The organism is Nocardia fodinahabitans, from assembly GCF_052983615.1.
The window spans coordinates 7,085,821-7,111,525 of record NZ_JBRJJC010000001.1 but is presented as its reverse complement, the minus strand read 5'-3'; the positions used below and the strand labels follow the sequence as shown (position 1 = coordinate 7,111,525).

The 25,705-nt window shown below is 68.6% G+C and carries 26 protein-coding genes and 1 pseudogene; 19 read left to right on the top strand and 8 right to left on the bottom strand.

Annotated elements, in window-relative coordinates; translation table 11 throughout:
• Position 1 precedes the first annotated feature (1 nt).
• The 14 genes and pseudogenes from NV348_RS33520 (at position 2) to NV348_RS33455 (ending at position 15,759) form a co-directional block, all read left to right on the top strand.
• Positions 2 to 556 carry a NuoB/complex I 20 kDa subunit family protein gene (locus NV348_RS33520; protein ID WP_019047013.1) on the top strand — a complete coding sequence of 185 codons (555 nt, stop codon included), beginning with the start codon at positions 2 to 4 and terminating at the stop codon, positions 554 to 556.
• On the top strand, positions 553 to 1,308 hold the full coding sequence (locus NV348_RS33515; RefSeq protein WP_447150492.1) for an NADH-quinone oxidoreductase subunit C: 756 nt from the start codon (positions 553 to 555) through the stop codon (positions 1,306 to 1,308). Before NV348_RS33520 ends, NV348_RS33515 begins: the two co-directional genes overlap by 4 nt.
• Positions 1,308 to 2,621: an NADH-quinone oxidoreductase subunit D gene (locus NV348_RS33510; protein ID WP_447150491.1), complete on the top strand. Its 1,314-nt coding sequence runs from the start codon at positions 1,308 to 1,310 to the stop codon at positions 2,619 to 2,621. Before NV348_RS33515 ends, NV348_RS33510 begins: the two co-directional genes overlap by 1 nt.
• Complete coding sequence (gene nuoE / locus NV348_RS33505) at positions 2,618 to 3,319, top strand: NADH-quinone oxidoreductase subunit NuoE (protein ID WP_447150490.1); 702 nt, start codon at positions 2,618 to 2,620, stop codon at positions 3,317 to 3,319. The genes NV348_RS33510 and nuoE overlap by 4 nt, the downstream gene beginning before the upstream one ends.
• A gap of 1 nt (position 3,320) precedes the next feature.
• The gene (nuoF, locus tag NV348_RS33500; protein WP_447150489.1) at positions 3,321 to 4,646 is read left to right on the top strand and encodes an NADH-quinone oxidoreductase subunit NuoF; all 1,326 of its coding nucleotides are present in this window, start codon (positions 3,321 to 3,323) and stop codon (positions 4,644 to 4,646) included.
• The gene (locus NV348_RS33495; RefSeq protein ID WP_447150488.1) at positions 4,643 to 7,102 is read left to right on the top strand and encodes an NADH-quinone oxidoreductase subunit G; all 2,460 of its coding nucleotides are present in this window, start codon (positions 4,643 to 4,645) and stop codon (positions 7,100 to 7,102) included. Before nuoF ends, NV348_RS33495 begins: the two co-directional genes overlap by 4 nt.
• A pseudogene (nuoH, locus tag NV348_RS33490) lies at positions 7,095 to 8,324 on the top strand (NADH-quinone oxidoreductase subunit NuoH); the annotation flags it as partial. The gene NV348_RS33495 and the pseudogene nuoH, both read left to right, overlap by 8 nt.
• The gene (gene nuoI, locus NV348_RS33485; RefSeq protein WP_447151208.1) at positions 8,319 to 8,879 is read left to right on the top strand and encodes an NADH-quinone oxidoreductase subunit NuoI; all 561 of its coding nucleotides are present in this window, start codon (positions 8,319 to 8,321) and stop codon (positions 8,877 to 8,879) included. The pseudogene nuoH and the gene nuoI, both read left to right, overlap by 6 nt.
• Positions 8,876 to 9,694, top strand: a complete 819-nt coding sequence (locus NV348_RS33480; protein ID WP_447150487.1) for an NADH-quinone oxidoreductase subunit J — start codon at positions 8,876 to 8,878, stop codon at positions 9,692 to 9,694. The genes nuoI and NV348_RS33480 overlap by 4 nt, the downstream gene beginning before the upstream one ends.
• Complete coding sequence (gene nuoK / locus NV348_RS33475) at positions 9,691 to 9,990, top strand: NADH-quinone oxidoreductase subunit NuoK (protein WP_447150486.1); 300 nt, start codon at positions 9,691 to 9,693, stop codon at positions 9,988 to 9,990. Before NV348_RS33480 ends, nuoK begins: the two co-directional genes overlap by 4 nt.
• Position 9,991: 1 nt before the next feature.
• A complete protein-coding gene (gene nuoL / locus NV348_RS33470) occupies positions 9,992 to 11,878 on the top strand; it encodes an NADH-quinone oxidoreductase subunit L (protein WP_447150485.1) in 1,887 nt (628 codons plus the stop codon).
• Positions 11,875 to 13,497 carry an NADH-quinone oxidoreductase subunit M gene (locus NV348_RS33465; RefSeq protein WP_447150484.1) on the top strand — a complete coding sequence of 541 codons (1,623 nt, stop codon included), beginning with the start codon at positions 11,875 to 11,877 and terminating at the stop codon, positions 13,495 to 13,497. The genes nuoL and NV348_RS33465 overlap by 4 nt, the downstream gene beginning before the upstream one ends.
• Positions 13,494 to 15,116: an NADH-quinone oxidoreductase subunit NuoN gene (gene nuoN, locus NV348_RS33460; protein WP_447150483.1), complete on the top strand. Its 1,623-nt coding sequence runs from the start codon at positions 13,494 to 13,496 to the stop codon at positions 15,114 to 15,116. Before NV348_RS33465 ends, nuoN begins: the two co-directional genes overlap by 4 nt.
• Position 15,117: 1 nt before the next feature.
• Positions 15,118 to 15,759, top strand: a complete 642-nt coding sequence (locus NV348_RS33455) for a class I SAM-dependent methyltransferase (RefSeq protein ID WP_447150482.1) — start codon at positions 15,118 to 15,120, stop codon at positions 15,757 to 15,759.
• A 185-nt stretch (positions 15,760 to 15,944) separates the two neighbouring features.
• Here NV348_RS33455 and NV348_RS33450 read toward each other — a convergent pair whose 3' ends face one another.
• From NV348_RS33450 to NV348_RS33430, 5 genes are all read right to left on the bottom strand, one after another.
• Entirely contained in the window at positions 15,945 to 16,454 is a 510-nt protein-coding gene (locus tag NV348_RS33450; protein ID WP_447150481.1) for a hypothetical protein, read from the bottom strand.
• 249 nt (positions 16,455 to 16,703) lie between these two features.
• Entirely contained in the window at positions 16,704 to 17,039 is a 336-nt protein-coding gene (locus NV348_RS33445; RefSeq protein ID WP_447150480.1) for a hypothetical protein, read from the bottom strand.
• Between the two features lie 10 nt (positions 17,040 to 17,049).
• Complete coding sequence (locus tag NV348_RS33440; RefSeq protein ID WP_447150479.1) at positions 17,050 to 17,628, bottom strand: TetR/AcrR family transcriptional regulator; 579 nt, start codon at positions 17,626 to 17,628, stop codon at positions 17,050 to 17,052.
• A 134-nt stretch (positions 17,629 to 17,762) separates the two neighbouring features.
• The gene (locus tag NV348_RS33435) at positions 17,763 to 18,164 is read right to left on the bottom strand and encodes a PaaI family thioesterase (protein WP_447150478.1); all 402 of its coding nucleotides are present in this window, start codon (positions 18,162 to 18,164) and stop codon (positions 17,763 to 17,765) included.
• 53 nt (positions 18,165 to 18,217) lie between these two features.
• Positions 18,218 to 19,354: an epoxide hydrolase family protein gene (locus NV348_RS33430; protein WP_447150477.1), complete on the bottom strand. Its 1,137-nt coding sequence runs from the start codon at positions 19,352 to 19,354 to the stop codon at positions 18,218 to 18,220.
• Positions 19,355 to 19,416: 62 nt separating this feature from the next.
• Here NV348_RS33430 and NV348_RS33425 point away from each other — a divergent pair, with 62 nt between their 5' ends.
• Positions 19,417 to 20,382 (top strand): helix-turn-helix transcriptional regulator, encoded by a 966-nt coding sequence (locus NV348_RS33425; protein WP_447150476.1) that lies wholly within the window; start codon positions 19,417 to 19,419, stop codon positions 20,380 to 20,382.
• Positions 20,383 to 20,412: 30 nt separating this feature from the next.
• On the opposite strand, the gene NV348_RS33420 is transcribed toward NV348_RS33425, so the two are convergent.
• Both NV348_RS33420 and NV348_RS33415 read right to left on the bottom strand, forming a co-directional pair.
• Entirely contained in the window at positions 20,413 to 21,240 is an 828-nt protein-coding gene (locus NV348_RS33420) for an alpha/beta fold hydrolase (RefSeq protein ID WP_447150475.1), read from the bottom strand.
• Between the two features lie 33 nt (positions 21,241 to 21,273).
• A complete protein-coding gene (locus NV348_RS33415; RefSeq protein ID WP_447150474.1) occupies positions 21,274 to 21,582 on the bottom strand; it encodes a hypothetical protein in 309 nt (102 codons plus the stop codon).
• A gap of 176 nt (positions 21,583 to 21,758) precedes the next feature.
• On the opposite strand from NV348_RS33415, the gene NV348_RS33410 reads away from it, so the two are divergent.
• Genes NV348_RS33410 through NV348_RS33395 form a run of 4 tightly spaced genes read left to right on the top strand, consistent with a single transcriptional unit; the run spans position 21,759 to position 24,068 of the window.
• Positions 21,759 to 22,211, top strand: coding sequence for an ester cyclase (locus tag NV348_RS33410; RefSeq protein ID WP_447150473.1), 453 nt, complete (start codon positions 21,759 to 21,761; stop codon positions 22,209 to 22,211).
• A complete protein-coding gene (locus NV348_RS33405) occupies positions 22,208 to 22,705 on the top strand; it encodes a DUF3237 domain-containing protein (RefSeq protein ID WP_447150472.1) in 498 nt (165 codons plus the stop codon). Before NV348_RS33410 ends, NV348_RS33405 begins: the two co-directional genes overlap by 4 nt.
• Positions 22,702 to 23,445 (top strand): aquaporin, encoded by a 744-nt coding sequence (locus tag NV348_RS33400; RefSeq protein ID WP_447150471.1) that lies wholly within the window; start codon positions 22,702 to 22,704, stop codon positions 23,443 to 23,445. The genes NV348_RS33405 and NV348_RS33400 overlap by 4 nt, the downstream gene beginning before the upstream one ends.
• Positions 23,442 to 24,068, top strand: coding sequence for a TetR/AcrR family transcriptional regulator (locus NV348_RS33395; protein WP_447150470.1), 627 nt, complete (start codon positions 23,442 to 23,444; stop codon positions 24,066 to 24,068). Before NV348_RS33400 ends, NV348_RS33395 begins: the two co-directional genes overlap by 4 nt.
• A gap of 54 nt (positions 24,069 to 24,122) precedes the next feature.
• Here NV348_RS33395 and NV348_RS33390 read toward each other — a convergent pair whose 3' ends face one another.
• Positions 24,123 to 25,559 carry a three-helix bundle dimerization domain-containing protein gene (locus NV348_RS33390; RefSeq protein ID WP_447150469.1) on the bottom strand — a complete coding sequence of 479 codons (1,437 nt, stop codon included), beginning with the start codon at positions 25,557 to 25,559 and terminating at the stop codon, positions 24,123 to 24,125.
• Positions 25,560 to 25,705: the final 146 nt, after the last annotated feature.

Here is a 25,705-nt window from a genome sequence, read left to right as displayed (position 1 = left end):
AATGGGTCTCGAAGAGAAACTGCCCAGCGGGTTCCTGCTGAGCACCGTCGAAGATTTCGCCGGCTACCTGCGTAAGGGCTCGGTCTGGCCCGCGACGTTCGGCCTGGCCTGCTGCGCGATCGAGATGATGGCCACCGGCGCGGGGCGATTCGATATCGCCCGCTTCGGTATGGAGGCGTTCCGCGCCTCCCCACGCCAGGCCGATCTGATGATCGTGGCGGGCCGGGTGAGCCAGAAGATGGCCCCGGTCCTGCGTCAGGTCTACGACCAGATGACCGAGCCGAAATGGGTGCTCGCCATGGGCGTGTGCGCCTCTTCGGGCGGCATGTTCAACAACTACGCGATCGTGCAGGGCGTCGACCACATCGTCCCGGTCGACATCTACCTGCCCGGCTGCCCGCCGCGACCGGAGATGCTGCTCAACGCGATCCTCGCGCTGCACGCCAAGATCGCCGAGATGCCGATGGGCGTCAACCGCGAGGAAGCGATCCGCGCCGCCGAACAGGCCGCGCTGGCGAGCACGCCGACCATCCGGATGGAGGGCCTGCTGCGATGACCTTCGACGCTCCCGACAACGCCGACAGCACTGCGGGACAAGACATTCCGGACGAGACTCCGTCAGCGCCCGAGCCGCCCGCCCCGCCCGAGGACGAGGTGATCGGCACCCGGCGCGGCATGTTCGGTGTCACCGGCACCGGCGACACCTCCGGCTATGGCGGCCTGGTCACTCCCGTCGCGCTGCCCGCAGGCACCCCACCGCCCTACGGCGGCTGGTTCGACGCCTTCGTCGGCACCCTGCGCGCCGCGCTGACCCACCGGGTGATCGCGCTCGACACCGCGATCGAGAAGATCGTCGTCTTCCGCGACGAGATCACCCTGCACGTTCGGCGCGAGCACCTCGTCGCCGTCGCGAGCGCGCTGCGCGACGACACCTCGCTGCGTTTCGAACTGTGCCTCGGCGTCAACGGCGTGCACTACCCCGACGACGAGGGTCGTGAACTGCACGCGGTCTATCACCTGATGTCGATCACGCACAACCGGCGGATCCGGCTGGAAGTGTCGGCCCCCGACGCCGATCCGCACATCCCCTCGCTGTTCTCGGTGTATCCGACCACCGACTGGCACGAACGCGAGACCTACGACTTCTTCGGCATCCTCTTCGACGGGCACCCCTCCCTCACCCGCATCACCATGCCCGACGACTGGCGCGGCCATCCGCAGCGCAAGGACTACCCGCTCGGCGGGATCCCGGTGGAGTACAAGGGCGCGCGGATACCGCCGCCCGACGAGCGGAGGGCCTACAGCTGATGACCGACACCGATTTCCGCCGCGACGAACCGCAGGTCGTCACCGTCGCAGGCCAGGACTGGGACCAGGTCAGCGAAGTGATCGCAGGCGGCGGCGAAGAACGCATCGTCGTCAACATGGGACCGCAGCACCCGTCGACGCACGGGGTGCTGCGCCTGATCCTCGAGATCGAAGGCGAGACCGTCACCGAGGCCCGCTGCGGCATCGGCTACCTGCACACCGGCATCGAGAAGAACCTGGAATTCCGCAACTGGATCCAGGGCGTCACGTTCGTGACCCGGATGGACTACCTGTCCCCGTTCTTCAACGAGACCGCCTACTGCCTCGGCGTGGAGAAACTGCTCGACATCACCGAGCAGATCCCCGAGCGCGCCACCGTCGTGCGCGTCCTGCTGATGGAGCTCAACCGGATCTCCTCGCACCTGGTCGCGCTGGCGACCGGCGGCATGGAACTGGGAGCGCTCACCCCGATGCTGTTCGGTTTCCGCGAACGCGAACTGATCCTCGACGTGTTCGAGACCATCACCGGCCTACGGATGAACCACGCTTTCATCCGCCCCGGCGGCCTTGCCCAGGACCTGCCCGACGACGGCGTCACCAAGGTGCGCGAGCTCCTGGAGATCATGCCGGGACGGTTGCGCGACATGGAGCACCTGCTCAGCGCCAACCCGATCTGGAAGAAGCGCACCCAGGACATCGGCTACCTCGACCTCACCGGCTGCATGGCACTCGGCATCACCGGCCCGGTCTTGCGCGCCACCGGTCTGCCCCACGACCTGCGCAAGTCTGCACCGTACTGCGGTTACGAGAACTACGAATTCGACATCCCGACGACCACCGGGTGCGACTGCTACGGCCGCTACCTGATCCGCGTCGCCGAGATGCGCGAGTCGCTCGAGATCGTCGAACAGTGCCTCGACCGGCTGCGGCCCGGCCCGGTCATGGTCGACGACAAGAAGATCGCCTGGCCCGCCGACCTGCAGCTCGGTCCGGACGGACTGGGCAACTCGCCCAAGCACATCGGCAAGATCATGGGGACCTCGATGGAGTCGCTGATCCATCACTTCAAGCTCGTCACCGAGGGGATGCGGGTGCCCGCGGGCCAGGTGTACACGGCGGTGGAGTCACCACGCGGTGAGCTCGGGGTGCACATGGTCAGCGATGGCAGCACCCGTCCGTACCGGGTGCACTACCGCGATCCCTCGTTCACCAATCTGCAAGCGGTGGCCGCGATGTGCGAGGGCGGCATGGTCGCCGACGTCATCGCCTCGGTCGCCAGCATCGACCCCGTCATGGGCGGAGTGGACCGATGAAGATCGAACTGAACCTCACCACCAGGCCGGAACCGTATCCGCCGCACGTGCGGCAACGACTCGAAGTCGACGCCAAGGAGATCATCGCCCGGTACCCGCACCCGCGCTCGGCGCTGCTGCCGCTGCTGCATCTGGTGCAGGCCGAAGAGGGATACGTGACCGGCACCGGAATCGACTTCTGCGCCGACAGTCTCGGTCTCACCGGCGCCGAGGTGACCGCCGTCGCGACCTTCTACTCGATGTACCGGCGCACCCCGACCGGGGACTACCACGTCGGCGTGTGTACCAACACCCTGTGCGCGGTCCTCGGCGGCGACGCCATCTACGAAGCGCTGCAACAACATTTGGGTGTCCGCCACGGCGAAACCACCGCCGACGGCGCCATCACCCTCGAGCACGTCGAGTGCAACGCCGCCTGCGATTACGCGCCGGTGATGATGGTGAACTGGGAGTTCTTCGACAACCAGACCCCGGAGTCGGCGCGTGCGATCACCGACGCCCTCCGCGCGGGGCACCAGGTGCGCCCCACGCGGGGCGCGCCGCTGTGCACTTTCCGGGAAACCGCCCGCATCCTGGCCGGTTTCCCCGACGAACGTCCCGGCGCCATCGACGGCGCACCGGGCGCGGCCACTCTCGCCGGGCTGCACGCCACGGAAACCACTGTCGCGGAATCCGATTCCGCCGGACAGGGGGAATGAGATGACGACCCTCACCCCCGTTCTCAGCGAACACTGGGACCGCCCGCGGTCCTGGACCCTCGACAGCTATCGCGCCACCGGCGGCTACGAAGGACTCCGTGCCGCCGTGCGGATGGCCCCCGACGACGTGATCCAGACGGTGAAAGACGCCGGCCTGCGCGGACGCGGCGGCGCGGGCTTCCCGACCGGCATGAAGTGGTCGTTCATCCCGCAGGGTCCCGGCCCCGACGGCACGACCACACCGCACTATCTCGTCGTCAACGCCGACGAGTCCGAACCCGGTACCTGCAAAGACATTCCGCTGATGCTGGCTACCCCGCACACCCTGATCGAAGGGGTGGTCATCGCCGCCTACGCGATCCGCGCCGCCACCGCCTTCATCTATGTGCGCGGCGAAGTGGTGCCGGTACTGCGCAGGCTCCAGGCCGCGGTCGCGGAGGCCTACGCCGCGGGCTACCTCGGGCGGAACATCCTGGGATCGGGATTCGACCTGGAACTGATCGTGCACGCCGGTGCGGGCGCCTATATCTGCGGCGAGGAAACCGCACTGCTCGATTCGCTCGAAGGCAGGCGTGGTCAGCCGCGACTGCGCCCGCCTTTCCCGGCGGTGGCCGGGCTCTACGCGTGCCCGACGGTCGTCAACAATGTGGAATCCATCGCCAGCGTGCCGTCGATCCTGCGCAAGGGCACCGAGTGGTTCCGGTCGATGGGCAGCGAGAAGTCGCCGGGGTTCACCCTGTACTCGTTGTCGGGGCATGTCGCGCGGCCGGGCCAGTACGAGGCCCCGCTGGGGATCACCCTGCGGGAACTGCTCGGCTACGCCGGTGGCGTGCGGGCCGGACACACCCTGAAGTTCTGGACACCGGGCGGTTCGTCGACGCCGCTGTTCACCGCCGAGCACCTCGATGTCGCCCTGGACTACGAAGGTGTCGCCGCCGCCGGATCCATGTTGGGCACCAAGGCCTTGCAGATCTTCGACGACACCACCTGCGTCGTGCGTGCAGTCCTGCGTTGGACCGAGTTCTACGCCCACGAATCCTGCGGCAAGTGCACACCGTGCCGCGAGGGCACCTACTGGCTCGTGCAGCTGCTGCGCAGGCTCGAAGCCGGTCAGGGCACCGAGGCCGACCTCGACAAACTCGCCGATATCGCCGACAACATCAACGGCAAATCGTTCTGCGCGCTCGGAGACGGCGCGGCCAGCCCGATCTTCTCCTCGTTGAAGTACTTCCGCGACGAGTACCTCGAGCATCAGCGCCGCGGCGGCTGCCCGTTCGATCCGGCCCGCGCCACGGTGTGGGCCTCGGCAGGGAATGAGGACCGATGACAGCCATCGCGCCAGGCAACAGCAGCGGCGTGGTTCCCGCGGATCTGGTGAGTGTCACCATCGACGACACCACCGTTCAGGTACCCGCGGGCACGTTGCTGATCCGCGCCGCCGAACTGGTCGGCGTGCAGATCCCCCGCTTCTGCGATCATCCGCTGCTCGACCCGGTCGGCGCGTGCCGGCAGTGCCTGGTCGAGGTGGAGGGACAGCGCAAGCCGGTGGCGTCCTGCACGATTCCGGTCACTGACGGCATGATCGTGCGCACCCAGCTCAGCTCCCCCGTCGCCGAGAAGGCGCAGCGCGGGGTGATGGAACTGCTGCTGATCAACCATCCCCTGGACTGTCCGGTCTGCGACAAGGGCGGCGAATGCCCGTTGCAGAACCAGGCGATGTCTACCGGCAGCGCCGAATCCCGGTTCGACGGGGAGAAGCGCACCTATCCGAAACCGATCCCGCTGTCCTCGGCGGTCCTGCTGGACCGCGAACGCTGCGTCCTGTGCGCGCGATGCACCCGATTCTCCCAGCAGGTCGCCGGTGATCCGTTCATCGAACTGATGGATCGCGGTGCGCTGCAACAGGTCGGCATCGCCCAGGCCGAACCGCTGGACTCCTACTTCTCCGGCAACACGGTGCAGATCTGCCCGGTGGGTGCGCTCACCGGCACCTCCTATCGCTTCCGGGCCCGCCCGTTCGACCTGGTGTCCACCCCGAGCGTGTGCGAGCACTGTGCGTCCGGGTGTGCTCAGCGCACCGACCATCGTCGCGGAAAGGTGCTGCGCCGCTTGGCCGGTGACGATCCGCAGGTCAACGAGGAATGGAACTGCGACAAGGGCCGGTGGGCCTTCACCTACGCCACCGAACGCGACCGCCTGACCACACCGCTGGTGCGCGGCTGGGACGGCGTGCTGGCCCCGGCCTCCTGGTCCGAGGCGCTGGCCGCCGCGGCGACGGGGCTGCGAGCGGCGATCGGCAACGCGGGCGTGCTCGTCGGCGGCCGGGTCACCGAGGAGGACGCCTACGCCTACAACAAGTTCGCGCGAATGGTCCTCGCCACCAACGACATCGACTTCCGTAGCCGCGTGCATTCCGAGGAGGAGGAACGCTTCCTCGCCGCCCGCGTCGCCGGGCACGGCGTGGCTGTCGACTACGCGGCGCTGGCCGCCGCGCCGGTCGTGCTGCTGGTGGGATTCGAGCCCGAAGAGGAATCCCCGATCGTCTACCTGCGACTGCGCAAGGCAGCGAGAACCCGCGGGCTGCGCGTGGTGTCGCTGGCGCCGTTCGCCTCGCGCGGCCTCGAACGGATGTCGGGCGCGCTGATCCAGACCCCGCCGTGCGGCGAAGCCGATGTCCTCGACGCCATCGCCGCCGAGACCTCGGCGGACGCGGCCGAGTTGATGGCGCTGCTGCGCAGTCCGGGCGCGGTCGTGCTGGCGGGTGAACGGCTGGCGGGCAGCCCCGGTGCGCTGTCGGCCGTGGTCCGCCTCGTCGATGCCACCGGCGCCGGACTCGCCTGGGTGCCGCGCCGGGCCGGCGAACGCGGTGCGCTCGAAGCGGGAGCCCTGCCCAGCTTGCTGCCCGGCGGCAGGCCGGTGGTCGATCCCGCCGCGCGGCAACAGGTTCGGCACCGCTGGCAGGCCGAGGACCTGCCCGTCACGCTCGGCCGCGACACCGCGGGCATCCTGGCGAGCGCGCCTCAGCTCGGTGCGCTGGTCATCGGTGGTGTGGACCCCGACGACCTGCCCGACCCGGCGGCCGCACTGGCCGCCATCGATGCCGCGCGGTTCGTCGTCAGCCTGGAGTTGCGGCACAGCGCCGTCACCGAACGCGCCGACGTCGTGTTCCCGATCGCGCCCGTCATGGAGAAGTCCGGCACCTTCCGCACCTGGGAGGGCAGGCCGCGCCCGTTCGCCGCCGCGCCGCTCGACACGACCCGCCGCGCCGCCGCGCCGCTGTCGGACCTGCGGGTGCTGCACTCGCTGGCCGCCGAGATGGGGACGCCGATCAACCTGCCCGACACCGCGTCCGCGCGCAGCGAGCTCGACCTCCTCGGCGCGTGGAACGGCACGCCGATCGCCGCGCCGGAGCTGACCAGCCAGACCCGACCGGTGCCCGGCATCGGCACCGCGGTGCTGGCCGGCTGGCGGATGCTGCTCGACGCGGGCCGCATGCAGGACGGCGAAGCCAACCTCGCCGGCGTGGCCCGCCCGCCGGTGGCCCGGCTCTCGGCGGCGACCGCCGCCGAGATCGAAGCGGCCGACGCCGATCACGTCATCGTCTCCACCGACCGCGGCGAGATCACCGTGCCGCTGATGATCACGGACCTGCCCGACCGGGTGGTGTGGCTGCCGCTGCACTCCGCCGGTTCGACGGTCGCCGCCACGCTCGGCGTGACGCCCGGCGCCGTGGTGCGCCTGCGCCGCGCCGACGACAGGATGAAGGAACACCGTCATGAGTGATCCCGTGCTGCACTTGGCAGCCGACGCCGCACCTGTCTTCGGCACCGACCCGCTCTGGCTGGTGATCGTCAAGGCGCTGGGCGTGTTCATCTATCTGATGCTGGTGCCGCTGATCGCGGTCTACGCCGAACGCAAAGTCGTCGCGTGGATGCAGATGCGCGTGGGCCCCAACCGGATCGGTCCCGGCGGCATGTTCCAGTCGATCGCCGACGGCGTGAAGATGGCGCTCAAGGAAGACATCATCCCGGCCATCGTGGACAAGCCGATCTTCGTGCTCGCCCCGATCATCTCGGTGATCCCGGCGTTCATGGCGTTCGCGGTGATCCCGTTCGGCCCCGAGGTGTCGATCTTCGGCCAGCGCACCGCCCTGCAACTGACCGACATGCCCGTCGGTGTCCTCTACATCCTCGCCATCACCTCCATCGGCGTGTACGGCATCGTGCTCGCCGGCTGGTCGTCGGGCTCGACGTATCCGCTGCTCGGCGGCCTGCGCTCGACCGCGCAGGTGATCTCCTACGAGATCGCGATGGCGCTGACCTTCGCGACGGTGTTCCTGCTCTCGGGCACCATGGCTACCTCCGGCATCGTCACCGCCCAGGAGGGCACCTGGTACGTCTTCCTGCTGCTGCCCTCGTTCCTCATCTACTGCGTGTCCATGGTCGGCGAGACCAACCGCGCGCCGTTCGACCTGCCCGAAGCCGAAGGCGAGCTCGTCGGCGGTTTCCACACCGAGTACTCCTCGCTCAAGTTCGCGATGTTCATGCTCGCCGAGTACGTGAACATGGCCACCGTGTCCGCGCTGGCGACCACGCTGTTCCTCGGTGGTTGGCGGGCGCCGTTCCCGATCAGCCTGTGGGAGGGCGCGAACTCCGGCTGGTGGCCGCTGCTGTGGTTCACCCTCAAGGTGTGGACGTTCCTGTTCGTCTTCGTCTGGCTGCGCGGCACCCTGCCCCGCCTGCGCTACGACCAGTTCATGAATCTGGGCTGGAAGCTGCTCATCCCGACCTCGCTGGTGTGGGTGATGATCGTCGCGGGCGCCCGCGTCCTCGACATCGAGGGCATCCCCGGCCAGACCGCGATCCTGGTGACCGTCGGCATCGTCATCACCGCCGCGATGATCGGGATGTTCCTGCGCGCGGGCCGGGCCCAGGGCCTGCCACCGCTCCCGGAGGAGCCGGCGAAATCCCCGGTGTTTCTGGGCTTCCCGGTTCCGCCGATGCCACCGCGCCCCGCCGATGATCAGCCCGAGATCGGCCTGTTCGAACCCCTCGCCGGTTTCGCGGTCACCGCGGCGACCATGTTCAAGAAGCCCAACACCGAGTCCTACCCCGAGCAGAAGGTGCCGACCGCGCCGCGCTACCACGGCCGCCACCAGCTCAACCGGTACGAAGACGGCCTCGAGAAGTGCATCGGCTGCGAACTGTGCGCGTGGGCCTGCCCCGCCGACGCCATCTTCGTCGAGGGCGCCGACAACACCGAGGACGAACGCTTCTCCCCCGGCGAACGCTACGGCCGTGTCTACCAGATCAACTATCTGCGCTGCATCGGCTGCGGTCTGTGCATCGAGGCGTGCCCGACCCGCGCGTTGACGATGACCAACGAATACGAGCTCACCGACGACAACCGCGCCGACCTCATCTACGAGAAGGACCGCCTGCTCGCCCCGCTGCAGGACGGCATGACCGCCCCGCCGCACGCGATGGCGCCCGGCACCGACGAGGCCGACTACTACCTGGGCCGGGTCCGTCCCACCACGTCGGAAGAGGTGCTGCGATGACCACCGCACTACTGGCTGCCGAAGTCGCGTCCACCTCCACCGGGGAGGCGGTGCTGTTCTGGGTGCTCGCACCGATCGCGGTGCTCGGCGCGCTCGGCATGGTGACCGCGGCCAAGGCCGTGCACTCGGCGATGTGCCTGGCCGCCACCATGATCGCGCTGGCGGTGTTCTACATCGCCCAGGGCGCGCTGTTCCTCGGCGTCGTGCAGATCGTGGTCTACACCGGCGCGGTGATGATGCTGTTTCTGTTCGTGCTGATGCTCGTCGGCGTCGACTCGGCCGAATCGCTGCGCGAGACATTGCGCGGCCAGCGGATCGCGGCCGCCGTCGTCGGCGTCGGATTCGGGTTCCTGCTGATCGGCGGGATCGGCGCGGCCCTGCGTGGCAGCGGAATCACCTTCCCCGGCCGCGGTTTCGGTGGCCGTGACGTCATCGCCGAACTGGCCGAACTGATCTTCCTGCGCTACGTGTGGGCGTTCGAGCTGACCGGCGCGTTGCTGATCACGGCGACCATCGGCGCGATGGTGCTCGCCCATCGCGAACAGTTCACGCCGCGGCGCGGGCAGCGCGAGATGTCGCGCGACCGTTTCCGGACCGCGGGTGAACGCGCCACCCCGCTCCCGACCCCGGGCGTCTACGCCAGGCACAACGCTGTCGACAGCCCCGCCCAACTCCCCGACGGCACCTTCGCCGAACTCTCGGTGAGCACGATCCTGCGCCACCGCCGCACCCGCGCGCACACCGAGGCCGCCGCGCTCTCGGTGAGCGCCGGCAGCGACGTCATCCCGACGGTCGACGAGGAAGGCAACCGGTGAACCCCCAGAACTACCTGTTCCTGTCCGCCCTGCTGTTCACCATCGGCGCCGCGGGAGTGCTGTTGCGCCGCAACGCCATCGTGGTGTTCATGTGCATCGAGCTGATGCTCAACGCGGTGAACCTGGCCTTCGTCACCTTCGCCCGCCTGCACGGCAACCTCGACGGCCAGGTGATCGCCTTCTTCACCATGGTCGTCGCCGCCGCCGAGGTCGTCGTCGGCCTGGCCATCATCATGACGATCTTCCGTGCCCGCCGGTCGACCTCGGTCGACGACGCCAACCTGCTGAAGTTCTGACATGGGCACCGCGACGTTGTGGCTGCTGCCCGCCTTCCCGCTCGCCGGCGCGATCCTGCTGCTCCTGCTCGGCCGGTTCGCCGACCGGTGGGGTGTCTATCTCGGCACCGCCGCCGCGGTGGCCTCGTTCGCCGTCGCCGTGATCGCGTTCATCGGCATGCTCGGCCGGTCCGACGCCGACCGTGCCATCCACCAGCAACTGTTCGAATGGGTGCCGGTCGGTGACCTGCAGGTCGGGTTCGGACTGCAACTCGACCAGCTCTCGATCTGTTTCGCGCTGCTCATCACCGGCGTCGGCTCGCTGATCCACGTCTACTCGATCGGCTACATGAGCCACGATCCGGGCAAGCGCCGGTTCTTCGGCTACCTCAACCTGTTCCTGGCCGCCATGCTGGTGCTGGTCCTGGCCGACAATTACCTGGTTCTCTACCTCGGCTGGGAAGGCGTCGGCCTGGCGTCCTACCTGCTGATCGGGTTCTGGTACGAGAAGCCCTCGGCCGCGACGGCGGCCAAGAAGGCGTTCATCGTCAACCGGGTCGGCGACATGGGTCTGGCCATCGCCATGATGACGATGTTCGCCGCCTTCGGCTCGTTCGATTTCCGCACCGTGTTCGCGGCGAGCCCGGGCGCGAGCGAGGGGACGCTGACCGCAATCGGCTTGCTGCTGTTGCTCGCCGCGTGCGGCAAATCGGCCCAGGTACCGCTGCAGTCCTGGCTCGGTGACGCGATGGAGGGCCCCACCCCGGTCTCGGCGCTCATCCACGCCGCCACCATGGTCACCGCCGGCGTCTACCTGATCGCCCGCTCCAACCCGATCTACGATCTCGCGCCCGATGCCCGCACCGCGGTCATCGCGGTCGGCGCGGTGACCTTGCTGTTCGGCGCGATCGTCGGCTGCGCCAAGGACGACATCAAGAAGGCACTCGCCGCCTCGACCATGAGCCAGATCGGCTACATGATCCTGGCCGTCGGTCTCGGACCGGCCGGCTACGCGGTCGCGATCATGCACCTGCTCACCCACGGTTTCTTCAAGGCCGGGCTGTTCCTCGGCGCCGGTTCGGTGATGCACGCGATGGACGACGAGACCGATATGCGGCGCTACGGCGGTCTGCGCACACTGTTGCCGATCACCTTCGCCACCTTCGGTCTCGGCTACCTCGCCATCATCGGTGTGCCGCCGTTCTCCGGGTTCTTCTCCAAGGACAAGATCATCGAGGCCGCGTTCGACCACGGCGGGACGACCGGAATCCTGCTCGGCGTGGTCACGCTCGTCGGCGCCGGGCTCACCGCGTTCTACATGACCCGCGTGATGCTGATGACCTTCTTCGGCGAACGCCGCTGGAAGCCCGACACCCACCCGCACGAAGCTCCCGCGGTGATGACCGGGCCGATGATCCTGCTCGCGTTCGGCTCGGTGTTCGCGGGTGGACTGTTCGTGTGGGGTTCGGCGCTGCAGAACTGGCTCGCCCCGGTCGTCGGCTCCCACCACGGTGAACCGGTCGTGCCCGCGGGCGTGGTGACGGGGCTGGCCCTGACCTCGGTCGCCATCGGTGTCGCGATCGCCTACCGCAAGTACGCCGAAAGCCCGGTCCCCGAGACCGCGCCCGAACCGGTCACGGTGTTCACGACGGCCGCGCGCAAGGACCTCTACGGCGACGCGATCAACGAGGCCGCCTTCGAGCGGCCCGGCCGTCACCTCACCCGCGCCCTGGTGTTCCTCGACGCGCGCGGCGTCGACGGGATCGTCAACGGCACGGCCGCCGGCATCGGCGGGCTCTCCGCGCGGGTCCGCCGGATCCAGACCGGTTTCGTGCGTTCCTACGCCCTGTCCATGTTCACCGGCGCGGCCCTGGTGGCCGCTGCCCTGCTGGCGGTGAGGTACTGGTGAACTCGTTTCCCTGGCTGACGACGCTCTGGCTGGCCCCCGCGGTCGGCGCGGCGGTAGTGCTCGCCGTACCCGCCGCGCGCCGGAATGTGGCGCGTGGGCTGGCGTTCGCGGTGTCGATCGGTGTGCTCGCACTGGCGGTGAGCCTGGCGCTGCGGTTCCATCCCGGCGGCGACCAGTACCAGTTCGTCGAAGCGCACGAATGGATTCCGGCGTTCGGCGTCGGCTACACCCTCGGCCTCGACGGCATCGCCACCGTGCTGGTGCTGCTGACCGCCGTGCTGATGCCGTTGCTGATCCTGGCGGGCTGGCACGACGACACCGCGGCGGGCGACGGCCGCAAGACCGCGCACATCTACATGGCGTTGATGCTGCTGGTCGAGTCGATGGTGCTGATCTCCTTCCTCGCCCTCGACATCCTGCTGTTCTACGTGTTCTTCGAGGCCATGCTCATCCCGATGTACTTCCTCATCGGCGGCTTCGGACCACGTACCAGCGACGCCGCCGTCCGCGCCCAGCGCTCCCGGGCCGCGGTGAAGTTCCTGCTGTACAACCTGTTCGGCGGCTTGATCATGCTGGCGGCGGTCATCGGGCTCTACGTGCTCACCGCGCAGGCGGGCCTGGGCGACGGCACCGCGGGCACCTTCGATCTGCGCACTGTCGTCGCCGCGGCCAACAACGGGCAGCTCGGCGGCAGCACCGCGGTGGTCAACGCGCTGTTCCTCGGGTTCATGTTCGCCTTCGCCGTGAAGGCGCCGCTGTGGCCGCTGCACACGTGGCTGCCCGACGCCGCGGTCTCGGCCACCCCGTCGAGCGCGGTGCTGATGATGGCGGTGGTCGACAAGGTCGGCACGTTCGGCATGCTCCGGTACTGCCTGCTGCTGTTCCCGCTGGCCTCGGACACGTTCGCGCCGTTGGTGATCACCCTCGCGGTGATCGGCATCCTCTACGGCGCGCTGCTCGCCATCGGCCAGACCGACGTGATGCGGCTGATCGCCTACACCTCGATCTCGCACTTCGGGTTCATCATCCTCGGCATCTTCGCGATGACCACCCAGGCGCAATCCGGTGCGACGCTCTACATGGTCAACCACGGACTGTCCACCGCCGCGCTGTTCCTCATCGCCGGATTCCTCGTCTCGCGGCGCGGCACCAGGATGATCGCCGAGTTCGGTGGCGTGCAGAAGGTCGCGCCGATCCTGGCAGGCACCTTCTTCATCGCCGGTCTGGCCACCCTGTCACTGCCGGGCCTCGCACCGTTCGTCAGCGAATTCCTGGTGCTCGTCGGCACCTTCGGCAAGTACCAGGTGGCGGCGGTCGTCGCGACTGGTGCGCTGGTGCTGGCCGCGATCTACGTCCTGTGGATGTACCAGCGGATGATGACCGGTCCGGTGAAGCAGGGCAACGAACACCTGCGTGACCTGGTGCCGCGCGAACTCGCCGTGGTGGTGCCGCTGCTGGCCGCCCTGCTGGTGCTCGGCTTCTACCCGAAACCGATTCTCGATCTGGTGGATCCCGCCGTGGGGCACACCCTCTCGACGATCGGTAAGCACGATCCCGCTCCGACGGTTCCCGCTCCCGAAGCAGGTGCGGCCACCCGCCCCGCGGGCGGACACAAATGAGGACGGACTCCGTGACAATCAACGAGCTCGCGGCCACCCTGCCCGCACCGAGCATCGAATACCACCTGCTCGCGCCGATGTTGATCGTGTTGGCGGTCGGCGTCGTCGGCGTGCTGGTCGAGGCGTTCGTGCCACGGCCGTATCGGTACCTCACGCAGCTGATCCTCGGGATCGCCGGGGTCATCGGCGCGCTCATCGCCGTCGTCCTGCTCGCGGGCACGACGGGAACGGCCGTGGTCGGCGCGGTCGCCGTCGACGGGGTGACCTTGTTCCTGCAGGGCACGATCCTGTCGGTCGCGCTGCTGGGTCTGCTGTTGATCGCCGAACGTGGTGCGGTGCCGCGCGCCCGCAGCGGGCCGGGCACCTGGAGCCGGGCGGCCGCCGTGCTCGATCGTGGCGTCGACGCGTTCACCCCGCAGGCGTCCGCGGTCCCGGGCAGCGCGCACGAGCTCGCCGCGGTGCGGGCCGGGGTGTCGACCACCGAGGTGTTCCCGCTGACCATGCTCGCGGTCGGGGGTCTGCTGCTGTTCCCCGCGTCGAACGATCTGCTGACGATGTTCGTCGCGCTGGAAGTGTTGTCGCTGCCGCTGTATCTGCTGTGCGGGTTGGCGCGGCGCCGGCGTTTGCTCTCGCAGGAGGCGGCGCTCAAGTACTTCCTGCTCGGCGCGTTCTCCTCGGCGTTCTTCCTCTACGGCGTCGCCCTGCTGTACGGGCAGACCGGGACCGTGTCGCTGCCGGGAATCGGTGCGGCGCTGGACAAGCAGCCCGAGAACGCGACGCTGGCCTTGCTCGGTCTCGGGATGCTGGCCGTCGGACTGCTGTTCAAGGTCGGCGCGGTCCCGTTCCAGGCATGGGTGCCCGATGTCTATCAGGGTGCCCCGACGCCGATCACCGCGTTCATGGCCGCGGCCACCAAGATCGCCGCGGTGGGCGCGACAATACGAGTGCTGATGGTGGCCGTCGATCCGCTGCGCGATGATTGGCGGCCGGTCCTCGCCGCGGTGGCGGTGGCGACGATGGTCGTCGGCGCGGTCATGGCGATCACCCAGACCGATGTGAAGCGGATGCTGGCGTACTCCTCGATCGCGCACGCGGGCTTCCTGCTCGTCGGCCTGGTCGCCGCCGACGACGCCGGTGTCGCCGCGGTCCTGTTCTATCTGCTGGCCTACGGCTTGGGGACGGTAGGCGCGTTCGCGGTCGTCACCCTCGTGCGGGACTCCTCCGGTGACGAGGCGACGGCACTGTCCCAGTGGGCAGGCTTGGGCCGCCGATCCCCGTGGCTGGCTTCGGTGTTCGCGCTGCTGCTGCTCTCGTTCGCGGGTTTGCCGCTGACCAGTGGTTTCGTCAGCAAGTTCGCGGTGTTCGCCGCCGCCTCGGGCGCGGGCTACACATTCCTGGTGATCGTCGGCGTGATCTGCAGTGCGATCGCGGCGTTCTTCTACATCCGGGTGATCGTGCTGATGTTCTTCACCGACCCGCCCGCCGACGCCCCGACCGTCACGGCCCCGTTCGCGACGACCCTGGTGGTGGCGTTCAGCGCGGGCGCCACCCTCGTGCTCGGTGTCTTCCCGCAGCCGCTCCTCGACCTGGCCGAGCGCGCGGCCACCTTCATCCGCTGACATGAGTTCATACGACGACGACCCGCTGTCCGACCGGCCGCCGACCAGTCACGAGCGGCAGTCGGGTCAATCGTGGGACGCGTCCTATCGTGACGGGCCCGCGCCGTGGGACATCGGTCAGCCGCAACCGGCCGTGGTCCGGTTGGCCGAGTCGGGCGGGTTCACCGGCGAGGTGCTCGACGCGGGGTGCGGCACCGGCGACAACGCCCTCTATCTCGCCTCACTCGGATTCACCGTGCACGGTGTCGATGTGGCGGCGACCGCGGTGAGCGCGGCGCGCAAACAGGCCGAGAATCGTGGCCTCACCACCACCTTCGAGGTAGCCGACGCTCTTCACCTCGAAGGTCTGGAACGCCGGTTCCGGACGGTGCTGGACAGCGGCCTGTTCCATACCTTCGACCGCACCGAACAGGCTGTCTATGCCGTCAGTCTCGGTGCGGTCGTCGCCGAGGGCGGGACCCTGTACGTCTTGTGCTTCGGCGATGTCGGCACCGACCCCGGCCCGCACCCGGTCAGCCGGGCGGCGCTCACCGTGGCCTTCGATCCGGCCGAGTGGGACATCGCCGCCATCGAACAGGAGAGTCTGCGCACCCGCTTCAGCGCGGCCACTCCCGCCTGGCTGGCCACCATCCACCGCAGGTAGTCCTGTTGCGCGCGGGTCCGCGCCAGGAGTACGTTTCGGCCACAACCACATTCCCGGCCCCGCCGATCACTCTTCCAGGGTCTCCACTGTGGATGCGAACGGTCAGCGGCCGATGGTGCTGGGCTCGGACGTACGCCTCCGCTCGGCGCGCGAGGCCTGATCCCTGACTCCAGTACGCGTGTTGTTCATCGGTAGACGTATTTGCCCAGCACCCTTTGCAATTCGATCAGGTCCGGATTCGAGAACAGCCATTGCCGCTCGTTCGGCGCGAACCGCACCACGATCGGGCACCCGCGGTAAGCGTCCCCGCGAATCACCTCGGTGCCCAGCAGCTTTGCCGACTTCGCCTCGTAGACCTTGGCGACGTATCGCCCACGGAACAGCGGTAACCGCTTGTTCCCGACGAATTCGCAGGCCTGGATCAGCTCGCCGCCGTCCTGGCTGGTTCCCAGACATACGACAAGCTGATATCTGAGCGGGTCCGACTGGTTCATCCACTCGGGAGGTTGCAGCGGCGTATTCCAGATCGCGCCGTACTCGTTGTCGAATACCGCGACCGGATGCGGTGCGGGACCGTCGTAGGCGTCCGCCGCCGGATAGAAGCCTGGTTGCGGGAAGCAGGGTTGGTTCATGCTCCCGATGCCGCGCGGCTGTGCATGGACGGCCGTCGGGATCCCGGGCGCGCTGGTCGCCACGCCCGTGGTTCCCCGAGACGCTCCACAGCCGGCGAGTGCCATCACCACCGATGCCGCTACCGCCCATCGGAAGACGAGTCGACCCTGCTTCGCTGTCACGCGCATTCTTGTGCTTTCTTGCCTGCCACGCCGAGGTATTCCCAGTGGCAGGTTAGCCTCCGGGCGGTCGGCTGCGGTGCTCGGCTGAAACAGCACCCCCGGTTACCCCGACCCACCGTCGGGTGGCACAGCCCCAACCACGCCACTCGATCAGGGGCGTTCGGTAGGTATTTCGCCGTAGAGCTGGCGGGCGCGGGTGATCAGCAACGGCAGCAGAATGGTGCGCCAGGTCGGCAGGTGCACCGCTTCCGCTCGTCCTTCGACGACGAAGGACGGCTCGGCGGTCGCGTCGGCATCGTCGATGTTCACGCCCGCCACGAGGGCGAACTCGCGCCGCAGCAGCGCCGCGAAGTCCGTCGCCGTCGCCGGCGGGCCGGCCGCACACACCCTGTCCCGCACCGCATCCCACGCGAACGGATCCGCGGGCGAACCCCACTGGCGCGGCCGCCGGTCGAAGAGCCGAGCTATGTCGGAGGTATCTGGCACGCGCCGAATCCTACCGAGGAGCGCCGCCAGGGCAACGGTCACCGCTTGCGTTCGGCGCCGATGCTGCCGACGATGAGATCGGCGAGTGCGTGCACCGACGGTGGTGGTGCCCCGATTCAGTTCGGCGCCCAGGGTTTCCGCGGCGCCGAGGACGACGACGCAGCGCAGCCGTAGCGCGATCCGAGTACGGCAGCAGTGTGGCGGCCATCCAGTCGCGGTAGCTGTCGAGCATGGCGTGCTGGATCGCCAGGACCTCGGGATTGCCTTTCAGCGCCGCCGAGACCGCGTCGAGTTCGGGCATGTCGGTGGCACAGGCGAAGTAGGCGGCGCTCATCACGCGCGCTATCTCCTTCGCGTTCGGCGGGGCCGCGCGGACGGCCTGTTCGGCGGCGAGCCGGTGCCGTTCGTCGAGTCGCCGGTACAGGGCGAGCAGCAGTTCGGGGCGAGTGTCGAAGTGATCGTAGACGATCGGCCTGCTCACGCCCGCGGCCTCGGCGAGGGTGACGAGGGTGAGCCCGTCGGTGCCGTGGTCGCGCACCAACGCCAGCGCGGTGTCGAGCAGCTGCTCACGCCGAGCCGCCTTGGGCATGCAGGCGGCTGCTGGGTCTGCGCGGCGGCACGGTGGCCCCGGGCACCTACACCCCGGAGGCGTTGATCGACCCCGGCTACGCCGCTGCGCGGATGACCGAGGTCGGCGCGGTCTTCGTCGAGGCGTAGACCGGCCTACAGCACCGCCTGCGTCTGGGTGGTCTTCGCGACGAGTTTGCCCGCGTCGTCGTGGATTTCGGTCTCCACGACGATGAAACTGCGGCCCGCGTGCAGTGGACGCGCGGTGGCCACGGCGTAGCCGGAGCGCACCGCACGCACGAAGTTCGTCTTCGACTCCACGGTCGTGGTCCCCTGCTTGCCCTCGGGCAGGTTGAGAAAGGCGCAGACCGCGCCGGTGGCATCGGCCAGCGACATCAGCACGCCACCGTGCAGCGCGCCGCCGATCGTGCAGACGGTCTCGTCCCAGGCCAGCCTGCTGCGCACCACATCCGGCCCGTGTTCGAGGACCTCGACGCCGAGTTTCTCGGTGAACGGCATGGACGCGTGGAACAGTGTCGTGCCTTCGGTATCGGTCATGACCCGAGCATGCCAGGACCCGGCGGCCCGCGGTCCTCGATCGCGGGTGCCAGTCAGCGCAGTGGCCGGAAGAATTCCCGGATGTCGTCGACGAGCAGATCGGGTGTCTCCATCGCCGCGAAATGCCCACCGCGGTCGAATTCGGTCCAGCGCACGAGGTTGTTCTGTTTCTCGGCGATGCCGCGGATGGTGGTGTCGCCGGGAAAGACCGCGATGCCGGTCGGCACCCCGGAGCTGGGCAGGTCGGCGCCCCACTGCTGGGATTCCTTGTACAGGCGCATCGAGGAGCCCGCGGTGCGGGTGAACCAGAGGACGGCGATCTCGGCGAGCATCGCGTCGCGGTCGAGGGAGTCCTCGGGCAGCGCGGCGGACGGGTCCTTGTAGGTGTTGACGACGTCGACGACCCAGCCGAGCAGACCGGCGGGCGAGTCGGTGACCGCGTGGGCCAGGGTCTGCGGACGGGTGCTGTGCACGCTCGCATACGAGGAGGTCTCGTTGCTGTTCCAGTCCTGCAGGGCGGCCAGCTTCTCCTGATCCCGCGCGGAGTAGCCGGCACCGTCGTCGTCCCAGGCGGGAATCGTGATGGCGGCGTTGAGGTGGACTCCGGCGATCCGCTCGGTATCGATCCGGCCCAGGTGCGGGGCGATGAACGAGCCCGCGTCGCCACCTTGGACGCCGTAGCGTTCGTAGCCGAGGCGGCGCATGAGCTGGGCGATCAGGAGGGCGGACTGCTCGGTCGCGGCCTGGCCCGGCTGCTGGGTGGGGCCGGAGAAGCCGAAGCCGGGCAGGGTCGGGATCACCACGTCGAAGGCATCGCGCGGGTCGCCGCCGTGGGCCGCGGGGTTCGTCAGGGGTCCGATGGCCGCGCCGAAATCGGTGAACGGCCACCCGTGCACGAGGACCAGTGGCAGCGCGTCGGGTTCGGGTGACCGAACGTGGGTGATATGCAGTCGCTGTCCGTCGAGTTCGGTGACGAACTGCGGTCGCGCGTTACGCGCGGCTTCGGCGGCCCGCCAGTCGAATCCGGTGCGCCAGTAGTCGGCGAGACCACGTAGGTAGGCGGTGGGCAGACCGTAGGTCCAGCCGGTGCCGGGCAGGTCGTCGGCCCAGCGGGTGCGGGCGAGGCGCTCGTGCAGATCGTCGAGGTCGGACTGCGGAATGTCGATCCGGAAGGGGTGGATGTCGTTCATGCCCACCACGCTAGGACGCACTTAGGTCGGGATCGGTCCTAAGTCGCGGGCATGCTGGAGGCATGTCCGCGACCTCCGCCCGCCTGCTCCGTCTGCTGTCGCTGTTGCAGACCCATCGCGCGTGGTCCGGTGCCGAACTCGCCGCGGAACTGGCGGTCACCGCGCGCACGGTGCGTCGCGACGTCGAGCGGCTGCGCGGCCTCGGCTATCCGGTGCACGCGTTGCAGGGGACAGCGGGGTACCGGCTGGGCGCAGGGGCGTCGATGCCGCCCCTGCTGCTCGACGACGAGGAGGCGGTGGCCGTGGCGGTCGGGCTGCGAACCACCTCGGGTGGCACGGTCACCGGGATCGAGGACGCGTCGCTGCGGGCGCTGGCCAAGCTGGAACAGGTGCTGCCCTCCCGGCTGCGACACCGGCTCACCACCCTGCAGCAGTCGATGGTGCGGGTCGCCGCCGAGGCGCCGCGGGTGAGTCCGTCGACGCTGCTGGCGATCGCGGAGGCGTGCCGTCGGCACGAGCGGCTGCGGTTCGACTACACCGATCACGGGGGCCGGGTGTCACGGCGCGATGCCGAACCCGACTCGCTGGTCAATGTGAGCAGGCATTGGTACCTGGTGGCGTGGGATGTCGATCGCGCGGATTGGCGGTCGTTCCGGGTCGACCGGCTCCTTCCGCGCGTCCCGACCGGCCCGCGCTTCACCCCGCGCCCGCTGCCCGGCGGTGACGCGGCCGCGTACCTGTCGCGCAGGCTGTCGGTGGCATCGTGGCCGTGGCGCACAGTTGTCACCCTGCATTGCCCGGCCCCTGTGCTGGCCGAGCGGCTGTGGCCGGGAACCGGTGTTCTCGAAGCGGTCGACGACGCCACCTGTGCGCTGCATCTGGGCGCCGACTCCCCCGCCTCGCTGGCCTGGATGATCACCGCCCTCGACACCGATTTCACCGTCACCGGTCCACCCGAACTCCTCGCGGCCTTGCGTCGATTGAGTGCGCGCTGCCGCGACGCCGTTCCCGCTGCACCCGATGCGTAGTTGCATCGACTGCCGAATCGGAGCCCGGCGTCACGGCTCGTCGATGACTTCCTGCAGCCGGACCGCGAATCCCGCCGGGTCACCGACGAATCCGGTGTGATCGCCGGGGAACAGCACCGGCTCGCTCCGCAGCTCGGTGGCCAGGGCGCGCGAGGTCCGGTCACAGAACTGGCCGGTCGAATCGGCGCCGATACCGACGATCACCCGGGTGGGCACCGCGCGCAGCAACGGCGGGTCGGGAACCCAGCCGGTGGTGGCGCGCAGTTCATGGTCGAACCAGTGGCGCTCACTGGCGACCTGCTGGGGGTCGCGCGCACCACCGAACATGTGCTCCACCACCTCATCCGGGATCGGCAGGGCGGCTTGGGCGAAGAACTTCCGCCACGCGCCGACCACGTCACCGAGGTCGTAGGTGGCGATGATGTCCTCGGTGACGGCCCGCTGCTCGGGTGCGTCGGGCAGCAGTTCCCGCAGGGGCGGTTCGTGTGCGACGACGGTGGTGACCCGGTCGGGGTTGGTCTGGGCGAGGGCCAGCGCGCTGACCGCGCCGCCGCTGGAACCGAAGACCACGGCGGGACCGGCGTCGAGGTGGGCGATCAGGCGGGCGAGGTCGTCGGCGCGGGCCAGGACCGTCGAATCCTGGCGCGGATCGTCGAGGGGGCTGGCGAAATGGCCGCGCGGATCGGTGGTGAGCACGGTGTTGGTGGCGGCGAGCTGTTCGGCCGCAGGCGCGAACGAAGCGGCGTTCATCGGCGCGCCGACGAGCACGAGCAGCGGCCCCGACCCGCGGACCTCGTAGTACAGGCGGGCATCGGGCACCACAAGGGTGCCGGTGGTGACGGCGGAACTGGCGGTCATACGATTCTCCCGGATCTCGGCTACAGGTAGCACTCATTGAGACGGGACCAGACCGGCGAACTCATCGCTGCGCCCGAAATCTTTTTCGCGCCACCTCCTTCCACAGGTCAGGACGTTTTCGTCGGCGCGAGTCACGCCTGCCGAACCGGTCGGTATAGCCAGCGCCCCTACCGGATGGCCAGACTCCTTGCCCAGTCCTTGGGCGCTTAGGTCCAGGCCGTGAGAGAGCATGTCGTCGCCGACGACGGTGGCTCCGCCTATGGCCTTGCCGCAATCCACCCCGATGGAAGGCCCGTGAAACACACGACGCCCTGGGCGGCGCTTCCGTGTGGTGCTGTTCATAGGCGGCCACCCAGAAACACGCAAGGCACCCGGGGGACGTAATGCAAACCGCTATCTCGGAGTTCCTTGCCCACCTTGTCTTATACATACGGTCGTATGTATGGTTTTTCTTGTCGGGTGCCACACATCCGGCAGGACGAGCTACCAAAAGGATGATGACCATGGACAGTCACCGCATGTTCGAACTGGCCCAGGCCTTGGCCACGGCCAAGAGCAGGCAGGATCTATCCGCTGCGCTTCGACTGCTCCACCCGGACATGGTGTTGGAAACGCCGGCATTCGGAACCACGGCTCGCGGCTTGGCGGAGAACGAGCGGGCGCTGGCGCGGTTCTTCGCGTCCTTTCCGGACTATCGGGTCGAGCTGGCCGGCTTCGCCGACAACGGCGAGACACTCGTTTGCTGGGGTACAGCTCGAATGACCATGACCGGCAACAGATTCGGGGTCACCTCGAATGGCGTGCGGGCCGAGGTTCCGGTGTTCATCGGATTCACCTTCGCCGATGACCTGATCGCCAGCGAACGGTTCTTTTTCGACCTGTCTGTCCTGTGCGCCCAGTCGGGGGTGTCCACCGACGCGGTGCGACGTTCCTTGTTCGGCTCCGCCGAGCTGGAAGGAGCCCGGCGGTGACCACCGAAACGCGCATCAAGTCTGTCGAACCAACTCGGACCGCGGCACTTTTCGACATCGTGGTGGATCTCAACCCCCCATTGAATTTCGGCGACAACAGCCAGCTGGGCCGTCGTGTGCTCTACGGTGCGGCGGGCGGATCGTTCGCGGGCCCGCGGCTGCGCGGCGAGGTAGTCGCAGGCGGCGGCGACTGGGCACTCTTCCGCCCCGACGGCACGATGCTGCTCGATGTCCGTCTGACGCTGCGCACCGACGATGGCGAGCTGCTGCACATGACCTATCAGGGCCGCTGGGTGATCCCTTCGGACGTGCGCGCCGAGATGGCCGACCCGGCCGCCCGACACCGGATCGACCCGGCGCGGTACTACTTTCGCACGAACCCGCTGTTCGAAACCGGATCCACCCACTACGCGTGGCTTAACGACATCGTCGCCGTCGGAACGGGATACCTGGTCGACGGCGGTGTCGCCTACCACGTCGAGCAAGTGCTGTGAGGGACGCGCCGGTCAAGTCACAGGCACCGCCGCTCGCGCCCGCCGCTCCGCCACTTCGACTTTCGCTGCCGCGCCGACTGGTCGCCGAGGCGCTGGGCACCGGGTTCCTGCTCATAGCCATCGTCGGCTCGGGCATCCTCGGTCAACGACTCGCAGGCGGCAACACGGCCGTCGCCTTGCTGGTGAACGCATTGGCTACCGCCGCGGCGTTGTACGCGCTGATCGAATGGTTCACGCCGGTGTCGGGTGCGCACTTCAATCCGGCGATCACCGCGGCCCTGACCGTCCGGGGCGACATCTCGTCACGCACAGCCCTGGCCTTTATGGCCGCGCAGATCGGCGGCGCGGTCGGCGGTGTCGCCCTGGCGAATCTGATGTTCGGCGAACCGGTCTGGGCATGGTCCGCCCGCCCGCGGCACGGGGCGACGCAGCTACTCGGCGAAGTCGTCTCGACATTCGGCCTGGTCGGTGTCGTATGGGTCTGCACGCGCACCCGCCCCACAGCAGTGGCCGGCGCCGTCGCCGCGTACATCGGCGGCGGGTTCTGGTTCACCCCGACCGGTTTCGCCAATCCGGCGGTAACGGTCGCCCGTTCATTGACGAACACATTCTCCGGCATCCGTCCGGCCGACGTGCCGGGCTTCGTGCTCGCTGAAGTTGCCGGTGTCACCGCAGCTATTCTCGTGTTCGGCTGGCTCCTGCCGGTCTCCCCGAATACCGAGAGGCCACCGCGTCGATGACCGAGCACACCCCACCTCACCCGGCCCCGAACAGTGATCGGCGTCGGCAGCGGGGTGCGCGGTCACGACAGATCATCACTCGGCATGCGGTCGATATCGCGTCGCTGGACGGCCTCGGCTGGCTCAGCTTCGGACGCCTGGCCGATGACCTCGACATCAGCAAAGCGGGAATCCAGACACTCTTCGGCACCAAGCAGAATCTGCAGCTGCGCACCGTGGAAACCGCCCGCGAGGTCTTCATTGATGCGGTCATCCGCCCAGCGCAGAAAGCACCGGAGGGCGTGCCCCGCCTGCGCGCCCTCCTCGAGCACTGGATCGCCTACATCGCGCAGCCACTGTTTCCCGGCGGTTGCTTCTGGAACGCCAATCTGCCGGAGTTCGACAGCCACCTCGGGCCGGTCCGCGACGCGCTGGTGCGTCAGCGTCGCGACTGGCTCGACATCCTGGCCCGACAACTCGGATACGCTGCCGCGGGCCACCCACTTCCGGAAACGGACATCGATCTGACCGTCTTCCAACTCGACGCTGCCCTCAACGCCACCAACACCGCACTACGGCTCGGCGAATCCGACAGCGTCGAGAAACTACGCCGCGTGATCGACGGTCTTGTACCACCGGAATAGCACGCGAGTGCCGCGCAGCGGTCGGGCTGCGCGGCACTCGGTGTGTCGAGGAAGTCAGTTGTAGGACTTCGCGACCCCGTCGAGCAGGTGCTCGAGGGTGTCGTACGCGGGGGCGTCGACGACGTCGATCAGCTCGGCGGGCACCGGCACGTTGCGTTCGGCGGCGACGGCGGTGAACTGGGCGTTGTCACCGGTACGGAACCCGTGCAGGGCGGCGAGGCGACGCAGTTCCGGGTTCTCGGTGAGCAGTTTGCCGACCTTGTCACCGGTGCCGGTCAGCGGGACCAAGGTGTGGCTCGACAGCACGGTCGGGGTCGGGTAGGTCAGCATCATGTCCGGCTTGATCTTGCCCTCGCCCGCCGCCTCGACGAACTGTGCCTCGTAGATGCATACCAGCGGGGTGGGGCCCATCCCGTTGGTCAGGTACTGGGTGAACGGGCCATCGCTGCTGTTGTCGGTGTAGCCCTGGGCGAGGAACAATTTCGACAACGCGGGCAGCACGTGCTGTTCGGCCGTGGCGCCGCGCACGATGGTGTGGTCGTTGGCGACATAGCTCGCGATCGACAGGTACATGGCCGCGGAGTTGGAGCTGCGCGGATCGGTGGTCGAGACCAGGATGTTCTTCTCGACGGGGTAGGTGGTGTTGTCGGGCAGGTCGTCCCACTGCGCGCCGGTGCCCGCCAGTTCCAGGTACCGGTTCATGTCGAAGGTCGCGACCGGGCCCGGCTTGATCACGCCGGCCGCGGTGAGCAGTTCCGCGATCGGCCGGTAGGTGGCGATGGCGATCGGCGAGGCGAACGGGGTGTACTTGCTGGTGACGTTGCGCTGTCGCTGGATCCGTTCGGCGGCGGGACTGCTCGACGGGAACGCGAAGTCGTAGCGGTCCAGGTCGACGGTGGTCGCGATCTGCCGCGACCCGGCCGGCTCGACCTCGATCCGGATGCCGTTGTCGGCGAGCACCTTCACGACCTGCTCGTCCTGGAAGAACGCCACCTTCTCCGACCCGACGACACCGCGCACGACCGTCACCGGCGCGCCGGTCGGTGCCGCGGCCGGGGTTTCGCCCCCGCCGGGAAGCAGAATCACCGCGGCCGCGACGGCGGCGACGACGGTGACCACACCGATCGACAGCGGCAGCATGCCACGCCTGGTCACCAGGTGCCGGTCCCGCTCGGCGGCCGAACTCCCTTCCGGTGCGGCGGAAACCGGTTCGGGTCCGGCGGCGCGAACGGTGGCCGCCGGGGCGGGTACCCGCACGGTCGGATCGGGATCGGCCAGTTCACTGCGCACGATCCGCTCGACCAGAATGGGCACGAACTCCCGGATCGGCTTGCCCGCGAAACGATGGTGCGCGGCACCCACCGCCGAGGTGACCTGGTCGGCGGGGACGTTCTCGGACAGGTCTTCGACCAGACTCTCGGTCATGCGCCGCATAGCCAGCTCTTCACGCTGGACGGTATCGGCGGCTTCGGCGTGGGATACGCGCGACACCACATTTCTCCTGGGCTCACATCGGGCTGCGGACGACGGCGCGCGGCGACCGGGCCCTCCCGTGCGCACGCCGCGGGCCACGCTACCGGCGCGCAGCACAGTTACCCCAGCGGTGAACGGCTGGGCACACAGTGTTCAGCGCCCGC

What these genes read in the sequence shown, in the direction of transcription:
- NV348_RS33520 (WP_019047013.1), top strand. Translation starts at nt 2, where the DNA reads ATGGGTCTCGAAGAGAAACTGCCCAGCGGGTTCCTGCTGAGCACCGTC.
- NV348_RS33515 (WP_447150492.1), top strand. Translation starts at nt 553, where the DNA reads ATGACCTTCGACGCTCCCGACAACGCCGACAGCACTGCGGGACAAGAC.
- NV348_RS33510 (WP_447150491.1), top strand. Translation starts at nt 1,308, where the DNA reads ATGACCGACACCGATTTCCGCCGCGACGAACCGCAGGTCGTCACCGTC.
- nuoE (WP_447150490.1), top strand. Translation starts at nt 2,618, where the DNA reads ATGAAGATCGAACTGAACCTCACCACCAGGCCGGAACCGTATCCGCCG.
- nuoF (WP_447150489.1), top strand. Translation starts at nt 3,321, where the DNA reads ATGACGACCCTCACCCCCGTTCTCAGCGAACACTGGGACCGCCCGCGG.
- NV348_RS33495 (WP_447150488.1), top strand. Translation starts at nt 4,643, where the DNA reads ATGACAGCCATCGCGCCAGGCAACAGCAGCGGCGTGGTTCCCGCGGAT.
- nuoI (WP_447151208.1), top strand. Translation starts at nt 8,319, where the DNA reads ATGCCACCGCGCCCCGCCGATGATCAGCCCGAGATCGGCCTGTTCGAA.
- NV348_RS33480 (WP_447150487.1), top strand. Translation starts at nt 8,876, where the DNA reads ATGACCACCGCACTACTGGCTGCCGAAGTCGCGTCCACCTCCACCGGG.
- nuoL (WP_447150485.1), top strand. Translation starts at nt 9,992, where the DNA reads ATGGGCACCGCGACGTTGTGGCTGCTGCCCGCCTTCCCGCTCGCCGGC.
- nuoN (WP_447150483.1), top strand. Translation starts at nt 13,494, where the DNA reads ATGAGGACGGACTCCGTGACAATCAACGAGCTCGCGGCCACCCTGCCC.
- NV348_RS33455 (WP_447150482.1), top strand. Translation starts at nt 15,118, where the DNA reads ATGAGTTCATACGACGACGACCCGCTGTCCGACCGGCCGCCGACCAGT.
- NV348_RS33440 (WP_447150479.1), bottom strand. Translation starts at nt 17,628, where the DNA reads ATGCCCAAGGCGGCTCGGCGTGAGCAGCTGCTCGACACCGCGCTGGCG.
- NV348_RS33435 (WP_447150478.1), bottom strand. Translation starts at nt 18,164, where the DNA reads ATGACCGATACCGAAGGCACGACACTGTTCCACGCGTCCATGCCGTTC.
- NV348_RS33430 (WP_447150477.1), bottom strand. Translation starts at nt 19,354, where the DNA reads ATGAACGACATCCACCCCTTCCGGATCGACATTCCGCAGTCCGACCTC.
- NV348_RS33425 (WP_447150476.1), top strand. Translation starts at nt 19,417, where the DNA reads ATGTCCGCGACCTCCGCCCGCCTGCTCCGTCTGCTGTCGCTGTTGCAG.
- NV348_RS33420 (WP_447150475.1), bottom strand. Translation starts at nt 21,240, where the DNA reads ATGACCGCCAGTTCCGCCGTCACCACCGGCACCCTTGTGGTGCCCGAT.
- NV348_RS33415 (WP_447150474.1), bottom strand. Translation starts at nt 21,582, where the DNA reads ATGAACAGCACCACACGGAAGCGCCGCCCAGGGCGTCGTGTGTTTCAC.
- NV348_RS33410 (WP_447150473.1), top strand. Translation starts at nt 21,759, where the DNA reads ATGTTCGAACTGGCCCAGGCCTTGGCCACGGCCAAGAGCAGGCAGGAT.
- NV348_RS33395 (WP_447150470.1), top strand. Translation starts at nt 23,442, where the DNA reads ATGACCGAGCACACCCCACCTCACCCGGCCCCGAACAGTGATCGGCGT.